The organism is Erythrobacter sp., assembly GCF_023653175.1.
Lineage (GTDB): Bacteria > Pseudomonadota > Alphaproteobacteria > Sphingomonadales > Sphingomonadaceae > Erythrobacter.
On sequence record NZ_JAMNXL010000193.1, the window covers coordinates 1 to 6,620 of the forward strand.

A 6,620-nucleotide genomic window follows, 5' to 3' on the forward strand; every position below is an offset into this window, starting at 1 on the left:
CCTCGCGGTGACCGACAAGCCGGTAATGCAGCTCGCTACCGAGCACTGGGCGCGCTTCGGGCGCAACTACTACGCCCGGCACGATTACGAGGCGATCGAAACGGCGAAGGCCGGCGCGCTTATGGAGGCGCTGGAGGCTTCGCTTGCGGAGTTGCCGGGAAAGAGCTTCGGCCCGCTGACCGTCGCGGCCGCCGACCAGTTCGCCTATGTCGATCCGGTCGATGGCTCGGAGAGCCGCAACCAGGGCGTGCGGGTGATGTTCGTGTGCGGATCGCGGATCGTGTTCCGGCTTTCGGGCACGGGCACCGAGGGGGCGACCTTGCGGGTCTATCTGGAGCGCTATGAAGCGCCCGGCGGCAGGCTTGACGAAGAGACGCCCGCGATGCTCGCCGATCTGATCGCGGCGGCGGAGGCCATTGCCGGGATCGCGGCGCACACCGGCCGCACCGCGCCCGATGTGGTGACGTGACGCCAAGGCTCGGCGCGCATGTTGCAGGCGGCGTAACCCGCTTCGCCGTGCGCGCGCCGCGCGCCGATGCGGTTGACCTGTGCCTGTTCGCGGGCGAGGCCGAGACCCGCTTGCCGCTGACCCGCTCTGGCGAAGTTTGGACGCTCGATCTGCCCGGTGATCTCGCCGGCACCCGCTACGGCTACCGCGCTCATGGCACATACGACCCGTCAGCCAACCTGTGGTTCGATCCCGCCAAGCTGCTGGTCGATCCTTACGCCATCGAACTCGACCGCCGCTTCGTCCAGCACCCTCGCCTCGGCGTTTATGGCGAGGACACCGCCGACCTCGTCCCGCGCGCGGTGGTTACAGGCGCGCTTGCACAGGTGTCCCACGCCCCGCCCCGGTTCCAGCGCGGCGGCCTGATCTACGAGATCAACGTGCGCGGCTTCACCCTTCTGCACCCCGATGTGCCCGAGGCTCAGCGCGGCACCATCGCCGCGCTTGGTCATCCCGCAGTCATCGCGCACTTGTCGTCACTTCATGTAACCGCCGTTGAACTCATGCCGATCATCGCGTGGATCGACGAACGCCACCTGCCGCCACTGGGCCTCGCCAACCATTGGGGCTACAATCCGGTGGCGATGATGGCGCTCGACCCCGGCCTTTGCCCGGGCGGGGTGGCCGAACTGCGCGAGACCGTGGCGGCGCTGCACGCGGGCGGCATTGGCGTGATCCTCGACCTCGTCTTCAACCATTCGGGCGAGAGCGATGTCCATGGCGGCACGCTCTCCTTGCGCGGGCTTGACCCGGCGGCCTATGCGCGCAGCACAGAGGGAGGCCTCATCAACGACACCGGCTGCGGCAACACGCTCGACTTCGCCAACCCCGCCGTGCGCCGCCTGATGATCGACAGCCTCGACCATTTCGTGCGCCATTGCGGGATCGACGGTTTCCGCTTCGACCTTGCCCCCGTGATCGCGCGCGGGCCGGGCTTTGACCCCCAAGCGCCGATCTTCGTCGAGCTTGCCGCCGAGCCGCTATTGGCCGACCGCATCATGATCGCCGAACCATGGGACATCGGCCCGGGCGGCTATCAGCTCGGGCGCTTCCCGCCGAACTGGCTCGAATGGAACGACCGCTACCGCGACGATGTGCGGCGGTTCTGGAAGGGCGAGGCGACCATCGGCACCCTCGCCACCCGCATCGCCGGATCGTCGGACCTGTTCGGTGCCGACTGCCCCAAAGGAAGCAAGAGCGTCAATTTCCTCGCCGCGCATGACGGCTTCACCCTTGCCGACACGGTCAGCTACGAACACCGCCACAACCGCGCCAACGGCGAGGGAAATCGCGACGGGCATGGCGAGAACCACTCGTGGAATTGCGGCACCGAAGGTCCGAGCGAAGATCCCGAGGTGATCGCCCGCCGCGCTGCCGACCTGCGTGCCTTGCTGGGCACCTTGTTCGCCTCGACCGGCACGATCATGCTCACCGCAGGCGACGAATTCGCTCGCACCCAGCACGGCAACAACAACGCCTATTGCCAGGACTTCGCCGTGGACTGGGAGCGGCGCGATGTGGCGCTGGAAGCACATGTGGCATCGCTCGCCCGCCAGCGCGCCGAACGCCTCGGCGATTTTCTGCGCTTTGCCGCGAACGGTCGCTGGCTGTCGCTGGCAGGCGAGCCGCTGGCCGACTGGCAATGGCAGGACTCCGCGAGCGACGGCTTCATCCATGAATTCCCGGCCGAAGCGGGCGGCGGGGCGCTGCGCGTCAGCCGCAGCGAGCGGTTGGTGTCATGGCGGCGACAATGAACGCGCGCGCTCAACTGGCGCTGTTGCTTCAGGCCGAAATAACGATTGACAATCATTCGCAATAGCAAGAAATGCGAGCTCCCTTCTGACCAATCCGGAGCCTCCATGTCCCTGCGCCTGCCCGTCGCCCCCTCGCTTGCCGCGCTTCTGCTTGCCACCACCGCCACCCCCGCGCTGGCGAATGGCGGCGAGGCTCCCGAAGGTGGCGCGGACACGGGCGCTCCCGGGCAGGCGACCTCGATCATCGTCACCGCCGACCGTGACGGCGACCGCCTGCCCGACCAGTCGGGCACGCTGATCTTCGCGGGCAAGCTCGGCGATATCGCGGTGCTGGACGACATCCCTCCGGTGCCCACCCGCAACCTGCGCGTCGCGTTCGCCGACATTCCGGGGCTGCTGGTCTCGGAGGTCTCGAACGGCTCATGGGCCTCGCTCTCCTACCGCGGGCTGGGCGAGCCGCACGAGAGCTGGAACGTCCTCACTCTGCAGGACGCGGTTCCGGCCGTGCCCGACATGTATTCCTACCCCGCAGGCTACTTCACTCCGCCATTGGAAGCGGTCGAGCGGATCGAGTTCATCCGCGGCGCCTCGGGCCTGCTCTATGGCCCGCAGCCGGGCGGGGCGATCAACTACGTGCTCAAGGGCCCGCGCCGCGAGGCGGGTGTGGGGGCCGAGGCGCGGCTCACTGCGGGCAGCTGGGACGCACGGCAGGGCTATGCCAGCCTCGCCGCCTCGGACGGCACGCTCGCCGCCGACGGTTTCATCCACTACGCCGAGGGCGACGGCCCGCGGCGCGTGAATAGCGACCACGAGCAGACCACCGCACGCCTGCGCGGCCACTATCTCGGGCAGGATGTCACCGCCACGCTCGCCCTCGATTACTACACCGGCCGCTTCGGCGAACCCGGCGGATTGACCCGCGCCCGCCTCGAAGCCGACCGCCGCGACAATTCGCTCTCCCGCGACCGCGTCCGGATCGAGCGTATCGCGCCGAGTCTTGCGGTCGAATGGCAGGCGGGTGACAATACCCTCGTCACGGCACGCGCCTTCTACAGCCGCTTCGAGCGCGAGAGCTGGCGGCAGGCGGGTGGCAGCTTCGGGCAAGTGACCCCCGATGCCAATGTGCTGATCCGCCAGCTCCAGGTGTTCGACACCGCCGGTATCGACTTGCGCGCGCGCCGCGATTTCGGCGACCAGGGCCAGCACAGCCTCACCATCGGCGTGCTCGGCCACACCTCGGACGCGCCGGTGTTCGTCGACAAGGGCGCGAGCAATGCCGATTTCGTCGGCACCGCAGGCGCGCTCGCCCGCGCCACGCGCAGCGGCGACACTGCGGCGGTGTTCGGTGAGGTGAAGCTCGGCTTCGGCGATGTGCAGATCGTCCCCGGCTTCCGGCTCGAGCGTCTGCGCCAGCGCGTGGTCGAAACGCTCGACCTCGGCGCTGGCAGCGCAACCGGCGGCGGGCCGGGCGGGCCGAACGGGGTTCTCGGCAACCGCGAGGATAGCCAGACCGTGCCGCTCTACGGGATCGGGGTGACATGGGACGCCTCGCCCACCTTGCGCTTCGTCGCCAATGCCAGCCGCGCCTTCAAGCCGCTGCTCTATAATGACGGCGTGACTTTCCAGGCCGGGATCGATGCGGCCGGCACCTTCGAGGCCTCCTATGCCTTCACCATCGAGGGCGCAGTGCAGGTCGAGCCGGTGCCGGCGGTGCGGATCGATGCAGGGCTGTTCCGTGTCGAGTTCGAGGATCAGGTCGGCTTTCTTGCCGGGCCGCTGCCCGCTGCGGCGCCCTTCGGCGCGGTCGGCTCCGGCGGGGCGCGGCGGCAGAATGTCGGCAATATGCGCAATCAGGGGATCGACCTTGCGCTGCGGCTCGATCTGCTCGGGCCTGAGGGTTTCGCGAAGAGCGATAACACCCTGCGCCTCTCGACCAATCTGCAACTGCTCGATGCCGAGTTCACCGATGGCGTCGCGGCGGGCTTCACCCCGCAATATGCGCCGGGGCATCTGCTCCGCTCGGTTCTGGCGTGGATCGGCAAGGACGGTTCGCGCGCGGCGCTGACCTTCACTTCGGTCGGCGACCAGCAGGGGGCCGACAACAACGTCGCCGATTTCTTCCTGCCTGGTTACGAGGTGTTCGATGCCTCGGTCGAATGGCCGGTGGCCGGCGGGTTCACGATCGGGGCGGGGGTGAACAATCTGCTGGATGCGGACTATGCGACCCGGGTCCGTCCCGGCGGCGGCGGCGGGTTCGATCCCGGGAGCCCTCGCAACTTTTTCGTCTCGATCGGGTGGAAGGGCTGAGACCCCTCCACTCCGATCAGGCCATCAGCGTCGGGCTTGCCGGGATGATCGCATAGGCGAGGCTGGCGACAGTCAGCACGACGGCGAAGGCAGCGGAAGCGAGGCGGGCGGCGGTGTCGGAAGCGTACATGGGTCTGGTCCTTTTGGTTGGGTTGGCGCCGGATCAGGCGACGAGCGAGGGGCTGGCGGGGATGATCGCGTAGGCGAAGAAAGCGGCCGAGATCACGACCGAGAAGGCGGCGGCGAAGAGGCGGCTGGCGGTTTCGTTGGCGTACATGGTGGGTCTCCTGTTGGTGTTTCTGGCGTTTCCCGGGGTCGTCCCGGGGATGCCTGATACTCTGCAGGAGCCGTGCCAAACTTGGAAAATGGCGGAATTCCGCCGTTTCGCAGCTTGTACGCAGCAAACGCGTCGTTCAGCCGAACGAAAGCTTGGGGAAATTCACCAAAGGTTGGCGAAGTCGGTTTTGCGGGGTTGCGCGCAGCCTGAGCGCGCGCGGAATTATGCGGTGGGCCGCGCCAGATAGGCGAGCGCTTCGGCCTCGCTGATGACCTCGGCATATTTGGCCTGAAGGTCGAACAGGTTCGCCTCGTGCGGGCCTGCGTGGCGGTCGGCACAGGCCTCGCGCACCACCAGCGGGACGAAGCCGTATTGCATTGCATCGAGCGCACTGGCGCGCACGCAGCCTGAGGTCGAGTAGCCGGTGATCAGCAGGGTATCGATGCCCTCGCCGTTGAGCGCCTCGGCAAGGCCGGTGCCGAAGAAGGCGCTGGGATATTGCTTGGTGACCACGCGGTCGCCGGTTTGCGGGGTAAGTTCGGGCGGGAAGGCGCCGAGGGGGGAGCCCTCGACAAAGGCCTCAAGCACAGGCGCCTTCTTGTAGAACACCCCGCCGTCCGAGCCGTCGGGCTTGTAGGTCACGCCGGTGAACACCACCGGCACCCCCGCTGCGCGCGCCGCTGCCGCCAGCCGCGCATTGCTGTCGCGCGCCGCCGCGGCGGTTTCCATGAACAGCGCCGAGCCTTGCGTGAGGTAGGCCATCACGACATCGACGATAAGCAGGGCAGGGCGCGTCCCGGGCTGGAGACGCCCCTCGAACACGCCTGCATAATTGTCGGCTGCCGAAGGGCCGGCCATCAGATGATCCCCGCCGCCGCCAGCCGCTCGAGTTCGGCAGCGTCCATTCCCAGACGCTCGGCAAGGACCTCGGCATTGTCCTGCCCGGGCGCAGCGGGCGCGGGGCGGCGGATGGTGCTGGGGGTCTTGGAGAGCTTGGGGAAGGCGTTCTGCATCTTGATCCGCCCGCGGTTCTGGGTCTCGACCTCGATGATCGCCTCGCGCGCCTGGAAGTGCGGATCGGCGAGCATTTCCGGCGCGCGGTAGACGCGGCCCGCAGGGATCGAATATTCGGTCATCAGCGCATCGACCTCGTCCACGGTCAGCGTGCCCGTCCACGCATTGACCAGCGCGTCGAGTTCATCCTGATGGACGCCGCGCGCGATATGGGTGGCGTAGCGCTCGTCGCTGGCGAGTTCGGGCCGCCCCATCGCCTGGCACAGCCGCGCAAAGATCGCATCGCCATTGGCGCCGATCATGTAGGAGCCGTCCTTGCAGCTATAGACGTTGGACGGCGCGATGCCTTTGAGCACCGAGCCCGAGCGCTCGCGGATCACGCCGTTGCGGTCATATTCGGGGACGAGCCCCTCCATCACCTGCAACACCGCCTCATAGAGCGCGGAGTCGACGACCTGTCCCTCGCCGGTCTTCGCGCGGTGGTGGAGCGCGGCGAGCACGCCCATGCAGCCATAGGTCGCGCACAGGGTGTCGCCGATCGAGATGCCCATGCGGCTGGGCGGACGGTCAGGCTCGCCGACGATGTAGCGCCAGCCTCCCATCGCCTCGCCGATCCCGCCGAAGCCGGCGCGGTCGCTGTAAGGCCCGTCCTGCCCGTAGCCCGACATGCGGGCGATGATCAGACCGGGGTTGATCGCGTGGAGCTCGGCCGGGCTGAGGCCCCAGCGTTCCAGCGTGCCGGGCTTGAAGTTCTCGATCA

General features: G+C 68.0%; 6 protein-coding genes and 1 pseudogene. 3 read left to right on the forward strand and 4 right to left on the reverse strand.

The window, feature by feature from the left end; all coding sequences use genetic code 11:
* The 3 genes and pseudogenes from NBV68_RS16480 to NBV68_RS16490 all read left to right on the forward strand — a co-directional run.
* Nucleotides 1-469: pseudogene (locus NBV68_RS16480) on the forward strand (alpha-D-glucose phosphate-specific phosphoglucomutase); the annotation flags it as partial.
* A complete protein-coding gene (gene glgX, locus NBV68_RS16485; RefSeq protein WP_296311867.1) occupies nucleotides 466-2,262 on the forward strand; it encodes a glycogen debranching protein GlgX in 1,797 nt (598 codons plus the stop codon). The pseudogene NBV68_RS16480 and the gene glgX, both read left to right, overlap by 4 nt.
* A 105-nt stretch (nucleotides 2,263-2,367) precedes the next feature.
* On the forward strand, nucleotides 2,368-4,569 hold the full coding sequence (locus NBV68_RS16490) for a TonB-dependent receptor (RefSeq protein WP_296311869.1): 2,202 nt from the start codon (nucleotides 2,368-2,370) through the stop codon (nucleotides 4,567-4,569).
* A gap of 16 nt (nucleotides 4,570-4,585) precedes the next feature.
* Here the strand turns inward: NBV68_RS16490 and NBV68_RS16495 are convergent, their stop codons facing one another.
* The 4 genes from NBV68_RS16495 to NBV68_RS16510 all read right to left on the reverse strand — a co-directional run.
* Entirely contained in the window at nucleotides 4,586-4,699 is a 114-nt protein-coding gene (locus NBV68_RS16495; RefSeq protein WP_296311871.1) for an enoyl-CoA hydratase, read from the reverse strand.
* A gap of 33 nt (nucleotides 4,700-4,732) precedes the next feature.
* Nucleotides 4,733-4,846 (reverse strand): enoyl-CoA hydratase, encoded by a 114-nt coding sequence (locus NBV68_RS16500; RefSeq protein WP_296311874.1) that lies wholly within the window; start codon nucleotides 4,844-4,846, stop codon nucleotides 4,733-4,735.
* A gap of 222 nt (nucleotides 4,847-5,068) precedes the next feature.
* Nucleotides 5,069-5,704: an isochorismatase family protein gene (locus NBV68_RS16505; RefSeq protein ID WP_296311875.1), complete on the reverse strand. Its 636-nt coding sequence runs from the start codon at nucleotides 5,702-5,704 to the stop codon at nucleotides 5,069-5,071.
* Nucleotides 5,704-6,620 (reverse strand): CoA transferase (locus tag NBV68_RS16510; protein WP_296311877.1); only part of this gene is annotated, 917 nt, incomplete at its 5' end. The genes NBV68_RS16505 and NBV68_RS16510, both read right to left, overlap by 1 nt.

Coding starts and splice junctions, on each gene's coding strand:
- NBV68_RS16500 (WP_296311874.1), bottom strand. CDS start 4,846: ATGTACGCCAACGAAACCGCCAGCCGCCTCTTCGCCGCCGCCTTCTCG.
- NBV68_RS16495 (WP_296311871.1), bottom strand. CDS start 4,699: ATGTACGCTTCCGACACCGCCGCCCGCCTCGCTTCCGCTGCCTTCGCC.
- NBV68_RS16505 (WP_296311875.1), bottom strand. CDS start 5,704: ATGGCCGGCCCTTCGGCAGCCGACAATTATGCAGGCGTGTTCGAGGGG.
- NBV68_RS16490 (WP_296311869.1), top strand. CDS start 2,368: ATGTCCCTGCGCCTGCCCGTCGCCCCCTCGCTTGCCGCGCTTCTGCTT.